This is a genomic window from Paenibacillus sp. B46(2026) (genome assembly GCF_056786355.1).
Map to the genome: position 1 here is coordinate 5,690,221 of NZ_CM165907.1, position 20,698 is coordinate 5,710,918.

Sequence of the window (20,698 nt, forward strand, 5' to 3'; positions counted from 1 at the left end):
GTTGCAGGGATTGGACTTGAATGGTACTGGTACTAATGAAATTAAATTACTTCGATAAGCCAGCCATAAATTGTTTAATGACCTGAATTAACTCTTCAGGAGCTTCATACATGCTCATATGACCCGCACCCGCAATCACGGCTTGCACGATATGTGGCTTGTCACTTGTAAATGTGCGTTCTGGCGGGATAACAGCATCCTTCTCTCCCGCAACCAGCAATACAGGTAAAGGTGTAGCCGATAACACATCGCGGCGATCCGGGCGTTCTCGCATAGCAAGTGCAGCGCCGACAGCACCTTGAGGTACGGTCTTGTAACCAATCTCCTTCACACGTGTTACATGCTTAGATAGCGATTCCACATGTTCCGGTGCAAACAGTCCGGGAACCAGTCCATCTACAAAATTTACGATACCTTCAGTTTGAATGGCGGATACAGCGCGCAGGCGTTTCTCCTTGGCTTCTTCACTGTCCGGATAGGCTGTGGAATGAATCAGACCAAATGCATTCAAACGCTCCGGGTGACGTTGTGCGATAGAGAGCGCAATATATCCTCCCATGGAGTGTCCCAGAAGGACCGCCTTTTCCACGTTCAGCTCATCCATCAGCTGTAATACATCGTTGCCCATCTGTTCGATGGTATAACTTCCTACAGGTGCATCCGTTTTTCCGTGTCCACGCAGATCAGGTACGATACAGCGATAGCTGCGTGCCAGTTCAGGTACGACCTCATCCCAATACGATGAACTGCCACAGTATCCGTGGAGCAAAATGAGTGCTTCTCCCTTACCTTGTTCGGCATAACAAATCGTCGTTCCATCACACATCACTTTTTCCATATGAATCCCTCTCTCTGCGCGAATGATATAATTCAGGTTGTATATTATTAAGCCTACATATCATGAATGAAACGTTTGTCTCCATTTCCATGCTTCAATTGCGGCGTCTGCAATCGTTCGGGACATCCCCATGACCAAGTGAAGCGAGGTCATCTGCAAAATGGAATAGGGCCTTGGTCCATTAGCATTAACCACAGCTGCTAAACTGTATTGTCCAACAGGGGGTAGCTTGCCTCCGACCGATTGGGCCGGAATGAGTGGGTTATTCGAGAGATAGTATGTACCTACCGCATGCTTTGGACCCAGACATGCATCAATCGCTATGATGGTATGGTGTGCAGGAATAAGTGCCAATTTCTTTTCCAGCGTATCTGCATCACAAGGGGAAGACAGCGTGCCAATCACGTTCTCCATTCCGCTCTCTTGCAGTAAACTTCCTGTCAGTGGACCCAGAGCATCCCCGGTGGAACGATCGGTACCGATGCAGACAAACGTAATTTCATCTGGAGAATGAAGCTGAACGATGTTTTTGAAAAATAAGACCAGATCCTCTGCAGGCACACCTTTACGGACTTCCCTTCCTTGATGGCGAACCATTTCTCGCTTATACGCTGCCAAGCTGTATTCCCTCCAGTACACTCAGGTTTCCATTAAACCCTGTTGTTGTATCCATCATTGTAACCGATGCTTCGTCTCCCCGCAAAAGCATTGGCCTGAGCACTTCCAATCATGATACAATAACAAGAGTTTCCGATACGGAAGGGATGATCTTAACGATGGATTTAACACAAGCAACAGCAGCCAATATGGAATATATGATTGAAGCGATCAAAACCAAACTTCGTATGGCAAGCGGTGCCGCCATGCAAGCTTCTTCATTCCCACTTGAGAAATATGAAGATCTGTTTGACCTGTATGAAATGATTTTGAGCAAGGAACATCTCAGTATCTCTGAAGTGGAAGCTGTCGCTTCAGAACTAGGTAATCTTCGTAAATCTTAGCAGAGTGTTGCTTTTGATTATTTGCGATTTCTATGAAGTCCTATTCAAAAGCAAGCAAAAAAAAGGACCTGTTTTCCACATCAACATGGGAACAGGTCCTTTTTGGCATGTTTATATTTCCAGAATATCCTTAACGGAATACATCCCATCCTTAAGGCAGGTCAACCAGAACAAATTCGGCAGGTTCGCTACCTGTGCTCGTGATTTGCAGATCACAGCTTTTGCGAATTCGTGCAGCATCCCCCGGCTTGAGGTTGAAATTACCATCCGAACAGTTAATCTCGACATGTCCACTGATCAGAAAAAGATGTGTACGCCGATCTTCGTGCTGCGGGTACATCAACTTCTTACCGGATTCCAAATGGGACAAGTAACAGGTCACATCCTGGGAAATAGGCAATGCGCTCTCGGCTCCCTCCCCACCTTGCCCGGATACAATCGGACATAGACGATTCAAATGTTCCTGAGCCTCTACCCTTCGATTCGTATAAGAAGGTTTCAGCATACGTTCAGACGGCAAAAACCACATCTGGAGGAAACGTACCGGTTCATCCGTTGACGGATTGGTCTCGGAATGCTCCACTCCCGTACCTGCACTCATCACCTGAACCGTGCCTGGCTCAAGTAATTGCTCTGTTCCCATGCTGTCCGTATGCTTGAGCGTGCCTGATATGACATAACTGACAAGTTCAAGATCATGATGTGGATGTTTCTTAAAGCCTTCTTGCGGCATCAGCGTGTTGTCATTATGGGCAAGCAAACAGCCAAAATGGGCATTGCTCGGATCATCATAATCCGCAAAGGAAAAGCTGAATTCACTGTGTATCCAACCTCGATCCGACGTGTGCCTTTCTTCCGATGTCACCACTTTAATCATGTTCATCCACCTCCAAGGGTTTAGAACTGCCACTTTACCGCGGCAGTCCGTGCGTGTATATGAATTGTATAGATGAATACCAGTTGGTATGTCATCTTTACCCGAGGTCCGGCAACTCTAATCACGCCCCTTCTTAAGGTTATAGGCTATCTTCAAGTGAGTGCAGAAGGAACTCAGTTTCTGCATGACCCACAAGGGTACCTGCGTCATTTCGGATATCCGAAGGGAATACTTCAGCCAATCGTGCAATGGTTCTGTCATTGGAATAACCAATCTGTTTCAGGATGGATTGGGTAATGAAGGCCCACTCTTCCTCGGAACCATCCAGTACCTTGAAGGTGACTCCCAGCCGTTCTTTTTTCAGACCAAATCCAAAGACCCCCTTGAATCCACCTTTCGCTACAATGTTATCGTCTTCCAATAGCACTGAATCTACCCGCTCCGTGCCACCTACCATCAACGGATGTTCATTCATAGCTGATGTTATGGTCTCTACAGCTGTTCTTGTGGAAGGATCAGCGATAAGATCCGGACAAGCGAGCTTCAGATAGGCGTTCGACAATGCCGACAACGGCAAAGAAAATACCGGAAAGCCGCAGCCATCCGTCCCAAGCTCAATCTCCTTTTCCTCAATGCCTGCCAGGTCGGCAAACGTTTCAAGAATTTCACGTTGCACTGGATGATCCGGCTCAGCGTAACTGCCCAAATCAACTTGCTTCATCTGACTGTATCCCAGAATTCCCAGATGTTTGCCGGAGCAGTTATGCAAAATGCGACGTTTCTCCCCTTGTCCACGTAACCATTGATTACGGCTTTCTTCATTAAGCGGATAGCTTGGTGCACAGATCAGGCATTCTTCTCCCAATCCGATTTTACCGGATAGCTGCTCCAACACCCGAATGTGTTCCGGTTCCGAACGGTGTGAAGAGGACATGATAGCAATCTCCTGTGCTGAGAGACCGTAGTGACCGGCAATTCCTGCCCGAATGCCTGGAATGGCTTGAAAAGGTTTGGCAGATGAGCGAGTGAACGCTCTAAAATGAGGATCACCAGCCGAGTATACGATTCTGCCATGCTCATCCGTAATACTTATGTGTCCGTAGTGGGCGCATTCCATAACGCCTGCACGGTATTCTTTAATTAACAAGGCACTCTCCATGCGAGTTCTCTCCTTTGTACTCCCGAATTCATCTCTGCTTTGCGTCACGACGCCGCATGGGATATCTTAAATAGTATAGTACAAAAGTGACGTTTTTACAGTTTTTTCGACAGCTATTCCGGGTATAGCTTTATCATCTATGTTTATCTATTACAATATTGAAGGAGAAACTCACTATGCCGCGCAAAACGTATACACCATCCTCAGCCGGTTCAGCTCCCGGCATGTTGTTACGCCCCCTCCTCAACTGGAGTTTGGCTGGTATGGCCATCAGCGCTTCGATTGTGTTCATCCTGGCAGGTCTGGGTGCCTGGTTGGGTGCTGATGTTATTATTCATCTGGATGATCAAATTCAGCAATTATTTTATCTGAATTCGGATTCCCGTCTTCATCTACTCCCTTACCTTACATTCATCACCGTACTTGGTTCATTCAAAATCTCTGTGGTGGCTGCAGGAGGTTTTGCTCTTCTTTTCTTCATGCAACGCAGCCCAAGGTTTGTTATATATGGATATGCGATCTCGGGAAGCTTTGCCATGATGTGGATTCTGAATACGTTATTGAAAGAATTTTTCAGACGAAGCCGACCTGAACTGGATCATCTGCTGGTTGTTCACGGGTATAGCTTCCCCAGCGGACATGCCATGATCTCCATGGGTTTCTACGGCATGCTCTTTGTAATCTGGGCGATTGAACGACAGCGACATAACTCTTCCAGTGTGTGGCTTCCTGTTCTATGCGGTATCAGTTTTATTTTCTTGATTGGCCTCAGCCGAATTATGTTGGGCGTTCATTATCCTACGGATGTATTTACTGGATTTACTGCTGGATTGGCATGGATCTTCTGCATGATTAAAGGCATTAAACAAAGCCGCTAAAGAATGAATTCCTCTGATTTCCAGTTCATTCATCCTCATCTTTATTGTTTCACAGGGTTGCACGGGGTTTATATACGAAGTAAGCAAACGCGAACAGACAACATCCTACATCAAGTTTAAAGGAGGCGGTTGTTATGTGGGGCATCATTATCAGCATTGTGATGGCTGTCATCATCGGTTTGATCGGAGATGCACTAGCTGGTCACAATATGCCCGGGGGCATCATCGGTGCAATGATCGCCGGATTTGCCGGAGCCTGGCTGGGAGCACTTTTGCTTGGTAACTGGGGACCGGTTATCGGTAACTTTGCCATTATTCCTGCCATCATTGGTACAGCGCTCTTTGTTTTCTTGCTGGGGCTTGTGTCCAGACTGCTAAGACAGGCTGCCTGATTCGGGCAACAAGGTGTTCGTTGTTTCGTATTTGTTTCTTAATTTGAAGAAGGAGTGATTAGCATGAATAAAGCAGAAGAACAATATCCTGTACAGACGGGTTCAACTTTCGCCAAGGGAATTTTCATCGGGGGTTTGCTGGGAGCAGCTGCAGCTCTACTCTTCGCACCTAAACCAGGACGTGAATTGCGTGGTGATCTGTCCGAGAAAGTAGGCATGGTTACTGACCGTACTAAAGAAGTGGCAACTGTTGTAGGTGACAAAGCCTCTGAACTGGCTAAAACGGTCTCTTCCAAAACTTCCGATATTGCAAAAACGGTAAACCAGGGCCGCAATGATGTTATGGAATCTGTGAGAAAAGCATCCGCGGATGTAGCCAACGAAGCATCCCGTGCATCTGATGAAGTGGCTGCCGCTTCCGTTGAAGCGAAGGAAGATACACGTAAAGAACTGAACTCGACTAGTCTGTAAGCTTTACAGATCGAGTGACCAATAGCCAGCTGTATTTCAGCTGGCTATTTTTTATCCAAAGCAACTTAAGGAGGTAAGAACATGAGTAAAGTCACGATGAACGGTAATACTCCGGTTACAGGAGGAACACCCACTCAACAGTATGATACAAGTGAGCACCCTTTTGAATTACGGCATGAGGTAAAGCGATTGAACACACGTCTGGACCAGATTGCGGACAGTCTGGAGCGAGCACAGATCAAGGATATTATCGAGAATTACAGCAGTCCCAAAAAGCGGATTATTACCAACTTTACAGCGGGTATGGCACGAGGACTTGGTCTGACCGTAGGTACCTTTGTTGTTCTGGGTTTGCTCGCATTCATTCTCAGCCAATTCGTCAATATGCCGATTGTTGGACAATACATTGCTGATTTACTTGGCTATATTGAAGATTACAAAAACTAAGAGGACTAGCCAATAGGCTATCCCCTACGCGTTTTAGTCATTTCTTTTTTCTCTATCTCTTCAGCTGAAGGCTGTGAAGATTTCACTTTCAGCAGATCCCCTGTCCATCCTTTCATCATCAGCCATACATACATGCTGATCATGCTAAAGATAATCAGTCCGATGACCAGTACAACTCCCCAGCTCTTGTCGATCAGGGGCAGATTCTCAAAGTTCATGCCCCATATCGCTCCAGCAGCCGTTGCCGGTATGAACACAGCTGTAACTATGGTTAGCGTCTTCATAATCTCATTGCCACGAACCCCTGAGATTGCATTATCAATAGAGATTAAGGTGTCAATCTCTTTCTCATAATGGTTAAAGAGACGCTCCATCCGTTCCACACGATATTGAAGCTGTAGAAAGAAACGGTTGTCTTTCAGCTCACTAAGGTAAGCTTCATGGGCAGCGGCCATGAGTTCCGAATACGGGATAAACAGATTGCTCCAGTATAACAATTCAAATCGGGCAGCCAGAATCTGATCCATCAAGGTGCGTGCATTACGAGACTCCATCTTTCGTTCCAAATCACGCAGGTTCATCTCAAAATGATCCATTCCCACATGGTAGTAATGCAGTATAGCTCGAAAAAGTACAAACATGCCCTCCCTCGCCACCGTACATTGTTGCAACATATTCGCACGTTCATCTGTCTTCATAATGCCTCTTGTGTTGTCATCCATATTCAAAGTAACCAGGTTGGTACGATCGACATAAAAGAACATCTGATTATCTTTTCGTTTGTCATCTCTCTCATTCTTAATCGCATATAACAAGGAGCCAAATATGACGGGCTCCGTACCATTCACGAAACGGACGGACAAATAATTCGATTCCACTTCCGGAATTTTATGAAGCCAATACTGCATATCAGGAAAGGCCTCTGTCAGCTCCTCCAAGGCATTCTTCATGCTATCCGTGTCAGGTGCAACCCAATCCCACCATTGCCAATGATCGGAGCAAGCTAACTTGTCGCGACGAGCTTCCAGCTTGATTTGGTCCACAATCACAATATCCACTCCTGCAAATATGTTTATTGCATACAACCTTTTTAATCCCAAAAAGGACACGTATGTATTCCAATGGAATTACGTGTCCTTCTTTATGCCGTGCTCAACAATATCAGGGATTCATCTTTCATAACATTGAAGCATTGGACATGATCTGTTTCAATTTCTCTGTAGCTCGCTTCTGAATCCGAGATACACTCATCTGTGAAACACCAAGCTTCTGGGCAATTGCCCGCTGAGACTGGCCATCCTGGAATGCTAGAATAAGTACCTTCTGTTCCTGTTCCTTCAATTGTGCCAATGCCTGTTGCAAGTCCATCCGTTTTTCGACTGAATCAAAGTCATTTACATCTGCACTGATCAGTTCTCCCAATGTGGCTGCACTGTCATCCTGAGATAACGGAGAATCCAGTGACACATAGTGGTAACATTCCCGACCAGCCAGAACTTCAATTGTCTCTTCTGCAGTCAAATCAAGGTATTCAGCAATCTCGTTCACACCAGGTGAGCGCTCCAGCTTCACGGTTAGCTCATCAATGGCATGCTGCACAAGTGCTCCTTTTTCCTTAATCCTCCGGGGCACCTGAATATACCAGGATTTATCTCGCAAATAGTTCTTCATATGACCGATCATGCTCTTCATGGCATAAGGTTCGAATGGGATACCCAGGTTGATATCGTATTGCTTGAGCAAACGAATCAATGCCATCTGCCCGGTCTGATACAAGTCCTCGTATAGATCGGGGCGATTCCGAGCAATTTTACCTGCTGCCATCTTTACCATCGGTTCATATTTACGGATGAGAACTGTTGCAATTTCATTATCTTGGGTTTGCTGGTATTCCCAGATCAAACCTATTGCTTCAGACATGGACTCTGGGGGAGTCACTTTTTCACTCATACTTTCTCCTCACTTCTTGCAAGACGTTTTACGAGTACTACTTTCGTACCTTTGCCCGTCTCACTTTCCACACTGACATCGTCCATCAAGGCTTGCATCAGGTAGAACCCAAGTCCGCCAATCTGTGCTTCTGTCAGTTCTTTGTCGTGAAGACCGGCACGTGCCACAGCAGGGTTCATGTTCTCGAAACTGGCACCTTCGTCTTTAACAGTAATGGACAATGTCTCGCCATCCACTTCAAATACGACTTCAACCATGCCGCCTTCATGTGAGTAGGCATACAGTACAGAGTTGTTACAGGCCTCGGATACAGCAACTTTCATATCTTCAATGTCTTCATAAGAGAATCCCATTTTGGATGCTACTCCATAAAGATTGAGTCTTACAATATCGACGTAATCAGCTGTCGCCGGTAAATTAAGGGTGACTCTTTGAACTTCTGCATTCATTCCTTTTTCGATCCTTTCCTATTGGGAATTCTTCTGTGTGACAAAGAATTTGGCGATGCCCGTCATGTCAAAAAGTTTCTGGATTTGCGCAGGAACTTCCTGTACTTCAAAGCGAGCTTCCATTCCATGTCTAGCCTTCAGAACAGATAGCAGGATGCCAATCCCTGTACTATCGATATACTTCAAATCTTTCATGTTGATCATAAGATCCTGTTCCTTGTTATCCACGAGCGGCTCCATGACCAAACGGAAATCAGGAGCGACAGACAAATCCAATTCGCCAGTCAGATACACTGTGCACACACCGTCTTCTGCTTCAGTTCTTGCATTGAATTTTTCATTTTTATTTGTATTCATTAGACATCTCTCTCCTGATCAATGGTTTCCTTACCTAATAACCCAACTTCAGCATGAGTGAAACAAAAAGAAGTTTGGAAAATGTTTCAATTGGCATGATTCATGGCAGATGGACCTGAGTTTAACATTTGTCGTGGTTTCTGAAAATGGGTAATTTTCTGTTTTACATTACCCATTTTCACCGGTTTACTAATATAATCATCCATACCTGCGGCAGTACAGCGTTGCTGAATCCCTTCCATAACGTTAGCAGTCATGGCTATAATGATGGGCTGGTTGGACTGGGGCAAGCTCTCTCTAATCCGCCGTGTACATTCCAGACCGTCCATAACTGGCATCTGCAGATCCATGAATACATAGTCATAGGGATGACGGCTACCGAGCACCATGTCCAGTGCGCTCTGCCCATCTTCAGCTATGTCCGATAACAACCCAAGCTTACTGAGCATAATCGACATCAACTTCTGGTTAATGGGATGATCATCCACAATTAATACCGTAGGATATTTATTCTCATTCTTCACATCCGTCAGCTTCTCTTCTCCGTTCATCTGTACCAGTTCGGTTTCTACATAGCGTTTCGCCTGAATCGTAAATACAAACGTTGCCCCCCGCTGCTCCGTAGTGTCCAGATAAATCTGTCCACCCATCATTTCGACCAAAGTCTTGCATATGGCTAGCCCTAAGCCCGTTCCACCATACTTGCGAGTCATGGATGTATCCAGCTGGGAAAATGGCTGAAACAGGCGATCAACTTTGTCTGACGCAATGCCTATCCCTGTGTCCTTCACGGCAAACTCTAATGCCATTCGTCCGCCATTCTCCTCCTTAACTGACACGATCAGATATACCCCGCCATGGTCGGTGAATTTAATCGCATTAGCAATCAGGTTCAAGAGAACCTGGCGTAGCCTCGCCATATCTCCATAGATTAATTGAGGGACAGAATCTTCGAGGAAATAGTCCAGTTCCAGATTTTTTTTGCCTGCTTCTGCAGCAAACAATCCCAGTACTTCCCGAATACAGGAGACTAGTTCGAAAGGATGCTCTTCCAAATCCATTTTGCCGGATTCCATCTTGGTAAAATCAAGGATGTCATTAATTACCGTCACGAGTGCATCCGCACTGCGACGAACGATGTCTGCGTATTCCTTCTGATCTTCCTTCAGTTCCGTCTCCATTAGCAGATCCACCATGCCGATGACTCCATTCATCGGCGTGCGAATCTCATGGCTCATCATCGCCAGGAACTCGGTCTTCGCATTGGCTGCAATTTCCGCTTCTTCCTTGGCCTGAATGAGTTGTTGGTTCATCTTCTCCAGTTCCTGTGTCTTCTGGTGAAGCAGCATCGTCTGTGTCTTCAATCGTTTATTTGTGATAAACATCTCCACAAAGCCCTCGATCTTGGATTTCAAAATCTGAGGAATAAACGGCTTAACCATGTAATCAATGGCCCCGGCTGAATATCCGGCAAATAAGTGCTCCGCCTCTCTGCTATTTGCTGAGATGAAGATGATCGGCACATCCTTGGACTTGTCCCGTGCCTTAATTAACTTTGCTGTCTCAATTCCGTCCATTCCAGGCATCTGCACATCAAGTACGATAACCGCAAATTCGTCTTTCAGCAGACAGCGGAGTGCCTCTTCTCCGGAAGTTGCCTTAACGAGTTTATATTGTTCCGATTCCAGAACCGCTTCAAGAGCAAGCAAGTTCTCAGGGCGGTCATCTACCAATAATATGTGGATTGGTTCATTGAGCCCCATGGCTAACCTAACCCCCTATTTGATCTTCCGGTATATTTTTTCGGTCCGGTCTAACGGCTCATAGGTATCACTGAACTCTGTAAAATGTATCGATTCTTTAGACCCCAGAACCAGAATACCAAAGTGGCTCAAGCTCTCGTGAAACAGCCCATGCACATGGTTCCGCAGTTCATCATTGAAATAAATCATGACATTGCGGCAAAAGATAACATTAAACTCGTTAAATGACCGGTCTGTTGCCAGGTTGTGCTCGGCGAATATAATGTTCTTCCTTAGAAAAGGATGAAATATCACCGAATTGTATTTCGCTGTATAGTACTCAGAGAAGGCTCTGGTACCCCCTGCCTCCAAATAATTTGTAGTAAATAGCTTCATTTTCTCAATACCGTAAACGCCCTCTTTGGCCTGTTGCAATGAGCGATCGTTCATATCGGTTGCGTAGATTCTTGCCTTGTCATACAGTCCTTCCTCATGCAACATGATGGCCATGGAATAGACTTCCTCTCCCGTAGAGCAACCCGCATGCCAGATTCGGATGTACGGATAGGTTCTCAGAATAGGAATAATCTGTTCCCGAAACATTCGGAAAAGCGAGGGATCTCGAAACATTTCCGTTACAGGGATGGACAAGTTCTGTACAAAACGTTCAAACGCGGAACGGTCATGAAGGACACGCTCCTGCAAGCCGGATATGCTCTTAACACCTTCGGCATGTGCATGATGCCAGATTCTTCGCTTTAGGGATGGCAGTGCATAGTTTCTAAAATCATATCCATATAAACGGTGCATGCCTTCCAACAGCAACTCAATCTCGATCAGCTCGCGCTCTTCATCTTGCGGTATGCGGACCAAATCTGTCCCTGTCTCGGTAGGTTCCCACGGTGTCATAATTTCGCTCCACTTCTTCATTTGTTACTTGCGTATTCGTCTTATTGTCTTTCATTACCCAAACAATGAACATACGAATAATGAACTTACGAATACAGCCATACGCGCATTAAGGATAACAATTGATCTGTCTGAATTGGTTTTTTCACATAATCAGATGCTCCAGCCTCAATACATTTGCCTCGATCCTCTTTCATGGCTTTGGCCGTAAGCGCAATAATCGGTAACTTTTCAAACTGTGGTATCTGTCTAATTCGTGTCATGGCTTCGTAACCATCCATTTCTGGCATCATCATATCCATCAGCACCAGATCAATTTCCGGATTTTTCTCCAGAATTTCCAGAGCCTCACGACCATTCTCTGCAAACGTTACATCCATACGATAGCCTTCAAGAACACTTGAAAGGGCAAATACATTACGGATATCGTCATCTACGAGCAATATTTTCTTGCCTTCAAACAACGTTTCCTTGTTATGCAGCTTCTGCAAGATGCGACGCTTGTCTTCCGGCAAATTGGCTTCTACCCGATGCAGGAATAATGTGGTTTCATCCAGCAGACGTTCCGGTGACTTCACATCCTTGATAATGATAGATTCTGCATATTTGCGCAGCTTCATTTCTTCTTTGGAATCCAGTTCTTTGCCTGTATAAATTATAATCGGCAGATCGTTCAGATATTCATCATCCCGGATCTGGTCGAGCAACTCGAACCCGGTCATATCTGTTAACATCAGATCCAGTACCATGCAGTCATAACGTTGACTGTGTAATTCATTCAAAGCCTCACTACCTGTGGATACTGCTGTAATTGCAACATCATCATGACCAATCAATTCAATAATGGCTTTACGCTGAATCTCATCATCTTCCACAATCAACAGTCGTTTCAACTGATTCTCGGTATAGGATTTGATATGCGAGAAAGCTTTATCCAGTGAATCCTTGCTGGAAGGTTTCTTCAGATACGCAATGGCGCCCATCATCAAACCTTGCTTCATATCATCAATGACTGAAATCACATGTACCGGGATGTGGCGTGTTGCCGAACTGCTCTTCAGCTCGCCCAGAATGGTCCAACCATCCATAACCGGCAATTGAATATCCAGGATAATGGCATCCGGGAGATATTGACGCGCCATTTCAAGTCCTTTATCACCTTGGAGGGCAACAAGTGCTTTGAAACCTCTACCTCTCGCCATATCCATCAAAATATGTGCAAAGTTCACGTCATCCTCAATAATGAGAAGGATTTTATCACCTTCCATGAGATTCTCCCGATCATCTTCGATCTGCGTTACTTCAGGAGTATGGGTAGGAGACAGATCCGTACCCACGCTCCGATCCGGATCAGGAGAAAGAATGGACTGATGATTTGAAAGCATGGTCCGTGTTTCGATGAACTGTTCATAAAGACCCTCTGAGGAGACAGCCGCTTCTCTTGAAGAAGCACCTTCCTCGGCCAGAGCTTCCTCTTCATGATTATCCGGCAGGTACAAGGTAAAGCAGCTACCTTCGCCCTCGGATGATTCCACCTGTATTGCGCCACCAAGCAAACGTGCCAGTTCCCTGCTAATGGACAATCCCAGGCCAGTTCCGCCGTATTTTCGACTTGTTGTCCCGTCCACTTGCTGGAACGCTTCAAAGATCAAATCCGTCTTGTCCGATGGAATACCAATGCCGGTGTCTTTTACACTAAATCCGAGATATTCCTGATTGGTGTTCATATAACCCGGCAGTTCTTCCGGTTTCATCCGTCGTCCAATCAGACTGACCGAACCACGATTGGTAAACTTAAACGCGTTCGACAACAAATTCCGCAAAATCTGTTTGACGCGATGACTGTCGGTGTATACCCATTCCGGTAAATCGCTGTCGAACTCGATATTCAAGTTCAGTTCTTTTTTATTCGCCATCGGTCCAAAGTTTTGCTGAACAAAGCCGATCAGCTCTTCCATTCGAACTGTCTCATAGTTGATATCCATCTTACCTGCGTCCACCTTGGACAGATCCAGAATCTCATCAATCATCTTCAGCAGATCCGCGCCCGACATGTAGATGGTTTGAGCATATTCCTGCTGCTTGTCAGTCAGATTCCCACCCTTGTTCTCCGACAATAACTGGGAGAGAATCAGCAGACTATTCAGTGGTGTACGGAGTTCATGCGACATATTCGCCAAAAATTCGGACTTGTACTTGCTTGTCATCGACAGCTGCGTAGCTTGTTGTTCCAACTGTGTCTTCGTTTTCTCAATTTCGTCATTTTTCTCTTCGACTTCACGTACCTGCTCTTCAAGCGCTCTCGTCTTGGCAATGAGCTCTGTATTAAAATGCTCCAGTTCTTCCTGCTGACGCTGCAGCAATTCTTCGGAACGTTTAAGCGCCTCTGTCTGCTCCTCCAGATTCTCATTGGAACGACGCAGCTCTTCTTGCTGTGTCTGCAATTCTTCCGATTGAACCTGCAGTTCCTCTGTCAGTGCCTGGGATTCACGAAGCAGCTCCTCCACACGCAAACGACGTCGAACGTTGTTCAGTATAACGCCCAGATTCATAATCAATTGAGAGAACAATTGCTTGTGCAGTTCATTGAACCCTTCAAAGGAAGCCAGTTCAACAACACCAATCAATTCATCCTCGAACACGACAGGATAGATCATGATGCCCGCAGCTCGTGTTGAACCTGAAGCTGAACCTATATGCACGTAATCTCCAGGCGTATTATCCAGAATAATCGGTGTCATATCCAGTGCAGCCTGACCAATTAGACCTTCACCGATCCGGTACATTTCTTTACCAACGTCTTCGTTCTCCTCAAATGCATATGCACCGTAACGTCTCAGTTCGTCGGGATGTTTCTCTTCATCAATCAGATACACGACACCCAACTGAGCACCAAGCACAGGTGTGAACTCACTGATAAACATTTGTGAAATTTGCCGGATGGATCCAATCCCCCGAAGCAGCTCCGGGACTCTTGCAATATTGGAACTCATCCAGTTCTGATCCTGTTGGGCCTGCACATAAGCCTTCTCGACTTCCAGTTTTTCTTCCAGATCGCTGGACACATCTTTGAATACACTGGCAATCTGACCAATCTCGTCCGTCGACTTGACCTGAATGCGGCGGATAGTCCGATAGCGGCCTTTGCCAAAACTGGTCATCATCATGGATACGGTATTCAGCCCCCGTGTAATGCTTGGCAGCACCCACATAATGACACCCAGTGCCAGCAACAATCCGGCAATCATGATACTTACCGTAATCTGCACTGCTCTCGTATACGCTGCGTTAGCGTCCTTAATCTCCGTATCAATCTCTTGGTCCTGGTAACGGGAAAGAGCATTCAAACTATCTACGGCTTCTTTTTGCACTGCGAGTCCTGTTGAATTGCGGAAGTTATTCGCATCTTCTAACCGGTTCTGGGACATCAGGCTAATCTGTCTCGTAGCATAGGCTGTATAAGCATTCCATGCAGTATTTACACGATCCACCAGCTGATGTTCAGGCGCACTGTCTGCACGGTTTCTCACTTCTACGAGGTTGCGATCGCCTCGATCCTTCATCTCCTTCAGGTCAGCGTCTGCTGCTGCAGTCGAGTTGTTTGGATTTAATAACAAGTTAGCCAGCACTTTAGCTATATCATTAACCTCTCCTCGTGCAGCAGAAGTGAATCTTACTTTGAGATAACGTTCCTGATACATCTGATCTATCTGTTGATTGATGCTGTTCAGCCGTTCATAACTCACAAACGTGAGCAAAATTAAAATGGCCATCAGAGCGGTAAAGCCAATCAGCAGTTTATTCCTGATCTTCATTCAGCATCCGCCCCTTTTTCCAGAGTGATCCAGACCAGACATTTATCATCATCACGTTCCTGTGAAATTTCGTCGTCGAAAAACAGCGCCTGCATGGCAGCTTCATTCCACTGATGTGAACCGCTCAGTTTTTCGATCAGGAATTCGTGCTGCTCCTCCTGACCACCCTGAACAGCTTCCAATAAACCATCTGTATAAAGCGCAATATGCCCGTCACCTTCGTAATGGATCGTTTGTGGCTCGATATCCATTTTGTCAAATAAACCAACAGGACAGCAGACGCTGTCAAAAGTAGTGACACTGCCGTCATCACGGAAGAATAAAGCAGGCGGATGCCCTGCATTGACATAATCAATACGCTTCATACGTGTATCCACAACCAGATAGATTGCCGTGAAATAGTACTGTACCAATTGTTTCCCCAGATGGAGCTGATTGAAGCGACGGTTCAACTCCTGAATAACCTTCTCCGGATCAACGTAGGTTGTTACCGTATCTTTCAAGACAGAAGCGATAAACATCGTAAACAAGGATGAAGATATCCCATGTCCCATCATGTCGAGCAGCAGTACCCCATAACGGCCTTCCCCTAGCGGATACCACGAATACAGATCACCCGCCAGTTCGAAGGAAGGTTTATAGATGGCATGCACTTGGAACAAGGGGTCTTTGATCGCTGGACTTAACACGGCATTTTGAACCATCGCTGCCAGTTTCAGCTCATCCTGAATACGTTGATCACGCTCTTTATGCCAATCTTTCTCCTGTTTCAAACGAAGCGCGAGTCGAATTCTGGCCATCAGTTCGACTTTGTTAATCGGTTTGGTTACATAGTCAGATGCACCCGCATCCAATGCTTCGGCAAGTTTCTTGGAGTCACCGATGGCAGTCACCATAATAATAGGTATATCCTTCAAATTTTCAAATTTCTGCACAATACTGCAGGCTTCGATGCCGTCCATCTCAGGCATCATCATATCTAGCAAAATCAGGTCAATATCCGACGGTCTTGGACGAAGTTCATTGCTTTCCTCTCCGATCCCCAAAACTTCAAACATTTCCATGGCGGAACTCGCCGTTACAATGTCCCGATAATTTTCTTTTTTCAGAATTTCTCGAATGATAATGACATTCGTCGGATTGTCGTCAACAATAAGTATTCTCATTGATATCTCCTTATCTGTGGCGTCCGGGTTTGTCGATTCTTATTAGGTTAAAACGAACGTTGATTATACAAATTTTGCATACAAAACGGCAGTAGACATAATAATTCCTAGTATAACTATAATCTTAAAAACAAAAAAACTCTATCAGTAAATGGCACCATCGCAGGAGATTCTCCCCGCTTTTCACCCTGTTTTTGCAGCGTCCTGATCCCGCTTCCAAACTTGCAAAAACATAGATAAGGAATGGGGATAGCCCCATTCCTTATCTATGTTTTTGATTAAGCATTTTACATAAGTGATTCAGAAGCTTGTCCATGTTCTGCAAGCTTCAACTTGCAGCGTATATTGGTTAATCTTTCTTTTTAGCAATAACGAGTACTTTCCCTTTATCGAGTTCACTCTCGTAGAAGTCGGCTTCGGCTTCGGTAAAGCCCATCGAAACAATTTTGGCCCGGAGTTCATCACCACGTGAGCGGAACAGATTCGCCAAGGAATCAAATACGCCTTCTTCCTTCATGCCAATTTCTTTGGCATCTGCTGTATCGGCAATTCGATCTGTACGATCCTTCTCATGGGCGAGAACAAAGATATGATCAGCAAGGTATCCGGTAATCTGCAATTCTTTCACCGCTTCTACCGCCTGGACTCCGTTTTCTACCACTTTTGCATAAGCTTGCGCATTGGTTGAATTCATCGTTTCCACTCTCCTCTGATTTAATCTTCTATAACGAGCTACTTAGTATATAACCATACTATATGGGGTTGAAACGATTGTGTAATAACCAATCCTAGGAAACCGTGTCATCAAAAAGATCAATGCCATCAATCTGCCTGGAGCCTGACTTCATATATACCTTTAAAGCCTGATCTCCACGGAGGAACACTTCTCCGTCCTCAGCCACATAATACGGTTTACCTAGAGCTTGATGGATCGCTTCAATATTCATCTCAATTTTCTCACCGTTTAACATGATGTGATTCTCAGATGCATCGATATGCACATATTGAATAACATCCGTATCTTCACACAAACCAACCTTCACATCATGAAAGTGATATTCAGGACACCCCAGATAAGGGTCTTCCTGCTTATGCCCCGGCTGACCCTTCTTGGCCAACAAGTCGTTCATGGTGTCATCCAGAGAAATGCCATTCAGAGTCCGAAAATGCTGGAAAGTCTCGGAACGATCAACAGCCGGAGTCACCTCTGACGCCTTCTCTTCCATTGCCGTCCATTGCATATCGTGAGCAGCGGGCACCGCTGCCGGTTGAACGGAAAAGGGAGAAATTACGCTAAACATCACAAGCAGTAGTTTCATCATGATTCTCACCCTTTCATCAAGTTCATCACCGCTCTGAAGGTTTCTTTATGGATTACAAAGCGGTCATGTTATTTGCGCATGCGTTGCCATACATTCGCTGCAACATCGATATACTTCATCCAGTTCTTCCCGCCCTTAGCCTCACCATTATATGTAGCATCATAGGATTGCAGGGTACGATCCGTTGATGTAGCAGGCGGTGCTGTTATATTAGACGGTTTAGCGTGCTTTGTCTCTTCAGCATGGTTTCGTTTGGTCTGAAATCTGGCCATCAGCGTTGTGGAGACTTGTTTGGCTGCTGCCGTCACTTCATTCAACACTTCTCCGAGATTTTCAACAGATTCCAGCACAGGATCAATTTTTTTCATTTTGTGCTGCACATCCACTGTAATGTCATTGGCATGTCTTACCGTCTGTTTCACTTCATAACTAAGTTCGTCAATGGTCTTCTGTACCTCCTGTAATGTCTGTGAGACATTGTCCAAAGAACCCTGAGCGGATTTCAAGGTACGAATTAAGAAGAAAACAAGTACTGCAAATGCCACTGCAATCAGGGCCACGCTAATTTGATAGATCATAAAAGAACCTCTCTTTCCATATGTGCATCAGTTTGTTATTGCTATAGTTACCCGGCGTTTTCCCTGACGAAACAATATTATATGTCGCTTCATATATGCATGCAGTTGGAAAAAAACCAATGTTTCAACCGGATCACACTCGGTTAAAGTTAGACTACACAAGGCGGTGAGGTGAACACAACTCACTCCACATATCAGTAAACGAAAGGATGAAACCTCATGTTGAAATGGTCTGTATTATTTCTAATTATTGCACTGGTTGCAGGTATCTTCGGATTCTTCGGTATTGTTGAAGCAGCTGCTTCAATCGCCAAAGTACTGTTCTTCATCTTTGTAGTACTGTTCGTAATCTCCCTTATTACGGGACGCAGCCGAATGCGATAACCTGATGTTTCGAATGAATAATCATCGACGAATACATACAAAAGCCGATCGTGCTACTATGCCGATTGGCTTTTGTGCGTTCAGGTACAGGTCGACTTTTCTATATTATGTATTGCACTCCTTTCTGCTTTATTCCAATCCGCTCTCGTATGAATCCCAAAAAAACAGGACCTTTTTGAGATAGCCAACCCGGTTTTATCCCACTGAAGTATGATTTTTACAGGCTCGCTATATACCCAAATATGCGTCACTTGACACTGGAGGATCCAAGAAAATATTGTTATAATTTGTGATTCATAGTGGAGCTTGCTTGGTTACTTTTAACACAGGACAACAAATTACATAACAAACCGAGGAGGAAAAAAAATGAAAAAAATCGTAAGTTTTGCCGCTGCTTTAACGTTGATGGGTTCGATGGCTGCCGCTGCAGGTGCTGAGGAAGCAGTTACTGGAACGGTAACTCCGGAAACAGGAACTGAGGCTACAACAACGCCAACGACCACAACAACTCCGGCTGTTGAAGTGAACAAACCTGCTGTAGAAACAGTAGAAGGTACTGCTGAGACAGTAACAGGCACAACAACAGACACTACAGGTACAGAAGGTACTTCAACTACAACTGAAACGCCAGCTACGACTACAGATGACAAAATGTTTGAAGAGCCAGTTGTAAAACCAGGCGATGTAGTACTGGTACCCACGATGTTGCTGAACCTTCTGGAGCGCACTTGGTTCTATGATGCACCTAACGGTAAACCAATCGGTGCATTAGGCTCCCAAGTCATCGATACAACAGGTGAAGTGGTTGATGGATTCGATGGCGGCGAGTGGGTTCAAGTATACACTTGGAAAGGCAAAGCGTGGATCCACGTTGCCATTCAATAATATCGTATAATCGTTCTAACGATAAGTAAAGAGGACAGCGCGCTTAATCGCAGCTGTCCTCTTTTCATGTTCCAATATGTTCACTCTCTGTTCAAGGGTTCCCGGTAACCTCATCCATCTTCGGTTCCACATGTACATGCACATGCATGATGTTATGCGATCGCTTCAACCGCTCTTCCACTCTGTCACAGATCTGATGGCCTTCAATCAGGCTTAGGCCTCCGTCCACTTCAATCACCACATCCACAAGTACATGACTGCCGTGCACACGTGCTTTCACATCCTTGATCATTTCAACACCGGGAACTCGAGCCACGGAGGATCTGAGATCCGTCAGTTCTTTCTGATCAAATCCATCGGTAAGGCGATGCGTAGAATCCCGGAAAATCTCCCAAGCCGTCTTACAGATCAACAGACCTACAGCAATCGCAGCTACTTTATCCAGCCAAGGAAGTCCGAACTGCGCACCGATAATGCCAACTGCAGCGCCTATGCTGACCCAGGCATCTGAGCGATTATCTTTGGCCGCAGCCATCAAGGCCTGGCTGTTAATTTGTTTGGCGAGACGGTGATTGTAAAGATACACCCCTAACATCACTACCGCACAGACCACAGCCACCGCTGCCGCCCACAGATTAGGAGCAACAAAGGCTCCTTCATACCAGGAACGAACGGCTTCAACCAACACTTGCAGCCCAACCATAGCCATAATAAATGAAGCCACCAAGGCAGCAACAGTCTCCGCTCTAAAATGACCATAGGCATGATCCGAATCAGGGGGTTTCTGGGAGATCCGAAGCCCGATCAATACAGCAACGGACGCCACAATATCCGTAAGGTTATTAAAACCATCCGCTAACAAAGCGCTGGAAGCAAATAAATATCCACAGATCAGCTTAAAGGCGGACAAGACGAGATAGGCTACGATACTAACCCAAGCGCCTCGCTCCCCTTTTCGTATTTCTTCATAAGCGTTCAAACCGGGCGACACTCCTTTAACGTTTCGTATTACGGTTTTTCCATGTTACCAAATGCGGAGCGTGTGGGTCTACAGAAACAGTGTTGCCAGGCTGCATTG

Annotated in this window: 23 protein-coding genes; 7 read left to right on the forward strand and 16 right to left on the reverse strand. The window is 45.5% G+C overall.

Annotated features, from left to right (window positions below):
* Positions 1 to 46: 46 nt before the first annotated feature.
* Positions 47 to 838 (reverse strand): alpha/beta fold hydrolase, encoded by a 792-nt coding sequence (locus AC1S8V_RS25310; protein WP_482071230.1) that lies wholly within the window; start codon positions 836 to 838, stop codon positions 47 to 49.
* 60 nt (positions 839 to 898) lie between these two features.
* Positions 899 to 1,456: a spore protease YyaC gene (yyaC, locus tag AC1S8V_RS25315; protein ID WP_482071231.1), complete on the reverse strand. Its 558-nt coding sequence runs from the start codon at positions 1,454 to 1,456 to the stop codon at positions 899 to 901.
* 158 nt (positions 1,457 to 1,614) lie between these two features.
* Between yyaC and AC1S8V_RS25320 the strand changes: the two genes are divergently transcribed.
* Positions 1,615 to 1,839, forward strand: coding sequence for a DUF1128 domain-containing protein (locus tag AC1S8V_RS25320; RefSeq protein WP_017692283.1), 225 nt, complete (start codon positions 1,615 to 1,617; stop codon positions 1,837 to 1,839).
* A gap of 151 nt (positions 1,840 to 1,990) precedes the next feature.
* Here AC1S8V_RS25320 and AC1S8V_RS25325 read toward each other — a convergent pair whose 3' ends face one another.
* Together AC1S8V_RS25325 and AC1S8V_RS25330 are read right to left on the reverse strand one after the other, a co-directional pair.
* Positions 1,991 to 2,716 (reverse strand): pirin family protein, encoded by a 726-nt coding sequence (locus tag AC1S8V_RS25325; RefSeq protein WP_482071232.1) that lies wholly within the window; start codon positions 2,714 to 2,716, stop codon positions 1,991 to 1,993.
* Positions 2,717 to 2,855: 139 nt separating this feature from the next.
* Positions 2,856 to 3,875 carry an asparaginase gene (locus AC1S8V_RS25330; RefSeq protein ID WP_482071233.1) on the reverse strand — a complete coding sequence of 340 codons (1,020 nt, stop codon included), beginning with the start codon at positions 3,873 to 3,875 and terminating at the stop codon, positions 2,856 to 2,858.
* Between the two features lie 176 nt (positions 3,876 to 4,051).
* Between AC1S8V_RS25330 and AC1S8V_RS25335 the strand changes: the two genes are divergently transcribed.
* The 4 genes from AC1S8V_RS25335 to AC1S8V_RS25350 all read left to right on the forward strand — a co-directional run bounded on the left by AC1S8V_RS25335 (position 4,052) and on the right by AC1S8V_RS25350 (position 6,063).
* Complete coding sequence (locus tag AC1S8V_RS25335) at positions 4,052 to 4,753, forward strand: phosphatase PAP2 family protein (protein ID WP_482071234.1); 702 nt, start codon at positions 4,052 to 4,054, stop codon at positions 4,751 to 4,753.
* 134 nt (positions 4,754 to 4,887) lie between these two features.
* Positions 4,888 to 5,145 carry a GlsB/YeaQ/YmgE family stress response membrane protein gene (locus AC1S8V_RS25340; RefSeq protein ID WP_017692278.1) on the forward strand — a complete coding sequence of 86 codons (258 nt, stop codon included), beginning with the start codon at positions 4,888 to 4,890 and terminating at the stop codon, positions 5,143 to 5,145.
* 63 nt (positions 5,146 to 5,208) lie between these two features.
* Positions 5,209 to 5,616 carry a YtxH domain-containing protein gene (locus tag AC1S8V_RS25345; protein WP_458462305.1) on the forward strand — a complete coding sequence of 136 codons (408 nt, stop codon included), beginning with the start codon at positions 5,209 to 5,211 and terminating at the stop codon, positions 5,614 to 5,616.
* An 81-nt stretch (positions 5,617 to 5,697) separates the two neighbouring features.
* Positions 5,698 to 6,063, forward strand: a complete 366-nt coding sequence (locus tag AC1S8V_RS25350) for a DUF5665 domain-containing protein (RefSeq protein ID WP_482071235.1) — start codon at positions 5,698 to 5,700, stop codon at positions 6,061 to 6,063.
* Between the two features lie 17 nt (positions 6,064 to 6,080).
* Here the strand turns inward: AC1S8V_RS25350 and AC1S8V_RS25355 are convergent, their stop codons facing one another.
* From AC1S8V_RS25355 to AC1S8V_RS25405, 11 genes are all read right to left on the reverse strand, one after another.
* Positions 6,081 to 7,112, reverse strand: a complete 1,032-nt coding sequence (locus tag AC1S8V_RS25355) for a magnesium transporter CorA family protein (protein ID WP_482074583.1) — start codon at positions 7,110 to 7,112, stop codon at positions 6,081 to 6,083.
* Positions 7,113 to 7,239: 127 nt separating this feature from the next.
* On the reverse strand, positions 7,240 to 8,013 hold the full coding sequence (locus AC1S8V_RS25360) for a sigma-70 family RNA polymerase sigma factor (RefSeq protein WP_145325800.1): 774 nt from the start codon (positions 8,011 to 8,013) through the stop codon (positions 7,240 to 7,242).
* On the reverse strand, positions 8,010 to 8,462 hold the full coding sequence (gene rsbW, locus AC1S8V_RS25365; RefSeq protein ID WP_482071236.1) for an anti-sigma B factor RsbW: 453 nt from the start codon (positions 8,460 to 8,462) through the stop codon (positions 8,010 to 8,012). The genes AC1S8V_RS25360 and rsbW overlap by 4 nt, the downstream gene beginning before the upstream one ends.
* Before the next feature lie 18 nt (positions 8,463 to 8,480).
* On the reverse strand, positions 8,481 to 8,819 hold the full coding sequence (locus AC1S8V_RS25370; RefSeq protein ID WP_482071237.1) for an STAS domain-containing protein: 339 nt from the start codon (positions 8,817 to 8,819) through the stop codon (positions 8,481 to 8,483).
* Between the two features lie 86 nt (positions 8,820 to 8,905).
* Complete coding sequence (locus AC1S8V_RS25375; protein WP_482071238.1) at positions 8,906 to 10,582, reverse strand: response regulator; 1,677 nt, start codon at positions 10,580 to 10,582, stop codon at positions 8,906 to 8,908.
* Positions 10,583 to 10,597: 15 nt separating this feature from the next.
* Positions 10,598 to 11,470: a CheR family methyltransferase gene (locus tag AC1S8V_RS25380; RefSeq protein WP_482074584.1), complete on the reverse strand. Its 873-nt coding sequence runs from the start codon at positions 11,468 to 11,470 to the stop codon at positions 10,598 to 10,600.
* Between the two features lie 86 nt (positions 11,471 to 11,556).
* Positions 11,557 to 15,285, reverse strand: a complete 3,729-nt coding sequence (locus tag AC1S8V_RS25385) for a response regulator (RefSeq protein ID WP_482071239.1) — start codon at positions 15,283 to 15,285, stop codon at positions 11,557 to 11,559.
* A complete protein-coding gene (locus AC1S8V_RS25390) occupies positions 15,282 to 16,451 on the reverse strand; it encodes a PP2C family protein-serine/threonine phosphatase (RefSeq protein WP_482071240.1) in 1,170 nt (389 codons plus the stop codon). Before AC1S8V_RS25390 ends, AC1S8V_RS25385 begins: the two co-directional genes overlap by 4 nt.
* 349 nt (positions 16,452 to 16,800) lie before the next feature.
* Complete coding sequence (locus AC1S8V_RS25395) at positions 16,801 to 17,145, reverse strand: YflT domain-containing protein (RefSeq protein ID WP_458124102.1); 345 nt, start codon at positions 17,143 to 17,145, stop codon at positions 16,801 to 16,803.
* Between the two features lie 94 nt (positions 17,146 to 17,239).
* Positions 17,240 to 17,773 carry a hypothetical protein gene (locus tag AC1S8V_RS25400; protein ID WP_482071241.1) on the reverse strand — a complete coding sequence of 178 codons (534 nt, stop codon included), beginning with the start codon at positions 17,771 to 17,773 and terminating at the stop codon, positions 17,240 to 17,242.
* A gap of 68 nt (positions 17,774 to 17,841) precedes the next feature.
* Positions 17,842 to 18,351, reverse strand: a complete 510-nt coding sequence (locus tag AC1S8V_RS25405; RefSeq protein ID WP_482071242.1) for a DUF948 domain-containing protein — start codon at positions 18,349 to 18,351, stop codon at positions 17,842 to 17,844.
* A 219-nt stretch (positions 18,352 to 18,570) separates the two neighbouring features.
* On the opposite strand from AC1S8V_RS25405, the gene AC1S8V_RS25410 reads away from it, so the two are divergent.
* Positions 18,571 to 18,735 (forward strand): DUF1328 domain-containing protein, encoded by a 165-nt coding sequence (locus AC1S8V_RS25410; RefSeq protein WP_017692264.1) that lies wholly within the window; start codon positions 18,571 to 18,573, stop codon positions 18,733 to 18,735.
* A 366-nt stretch (positions 18,736 to 19,101) separates the two neighbouring features.
* Complete coding sequence (locus tag AC1S8V_RS25415) at positions 19,102 to 19,620, forward strand: hypothetical protein (protein ID WP_482071243.1); 519 nt, start codon at positions 19,102 to 19,104, stop codon at positions 19,618 to 19,620.
* Positions 19,621 to 19,711: 91 nt separating this feature from the next.
* Here AC1S8V_RS25415 and AC1S8V_RS25420 read toward each other — a convergent pair whose 3' ends face one another.
* Positions 19,712 to 20,599 (reverse strand): cation diffusion facilitator family transporter, encoded by an 888-nt coding sequence (locus AC1S8V_RS25420; RefSeq protein ID WP_482071244.1) that lies wholly within the window; start codon positions 20,597 to 20,599, stop codon positions 19,712 to 19,714.
* Positions 20,600 to 20,698 lie beyond the last annotated feature (99 nt).